Source organism: Streptosporangium carneum (assembly GCF_027922005.1).
Taxonomy (GTDB): domain Bacteria; phylum Actinomycetota; class Actinomycetes; order Streptosporangiales; family Streptosporangiaceae; genus Streptosporangium; species Streptosporangium carneum.
This window is the reverse complement of the sequence record NZ_BSEV01000091.1, coordinates 1-709: the sequence shown is the minus strand read 5'-3', so window position 1 is coordinate 709 and position 709 is coordinate 1. Positions and strand designations below refer to the sequence as shown.

Sequence of the window (709 nt, the reverse complement as noted above, 5' to 3'; positions counted from 1 at the left end):
CCCAGTGTCGTGGCGAGAATGGAAGAAAACGTCATCATCAATACCGATCATCTGGATTTTACGAAGCTCAAGCCGGGACTAGAGACTCCTGTGCCCTGGGATCGACGTCTGTTCGATCGATAGCAGCGGATGAATGCAAGATCTTGTCACTCGTCAGGTGAAGCCGAGCTTGATGGCAGCTCGGCGTGTTGCACGGCCTCAAGATGGACGAGTTGTTCCTTCGCTGGGAAGCCGTCCTCTGTAACCGTCCGGTGAACCCGCCCTTGTCGCTGCCGACGACATCGCCAGACTTTCGCGCCTGATGCGGGCGCTAAGTGTCCGCTTAATCGCGAAGTGGACACTTATTCATGAGTACCAAGACGCGGCAGCGCCGCCGTTATACCGATGAGTTCAAGCGCCAGGTCGTGGCTGAGAGTTTTGATCCGGAGGTCTCTGTCGCCGAGATTGCGCGGCGTTATGAGATGAACGCCAATGCGTTGTTCAACTGGCGCAAGGATTCGGGTCTCTACCCGCCCCTCGCCGAGCGGGAGCCCGTCTTCCTACCCGTCGAGATCAGGGCGGAGGACCATGCTCCCGTCACCACGGGGCCTGCCGCCGAAGCGCCCATACCACCCGAAGCTCCATCAACATCGCCCAGCCCGATCGAGATCGCGCTGGTGTGCGGTACGCGGCTACGCGTTGAGAGCCATGTCGAAGAAGCCGCGCTGAC

The 709-nt window shown here is 59.7% G+C and carries 1 protein-coding gene; it reads left to right on the top strand.

Annotated elements, in window-relative coordinates; translation table 11 throughout:
* Nucleotides 1-347: 347 nt before the first annotated feature.
* Nucleotides 348-709 (top strand): IS66-like element accessory protein TnpA (gene tnpA, locus PKF00_RS44855; RefSeq protein ID WP_271223739.1); only part of this gene is annotated, 362 nt, incomplete at its 3' end.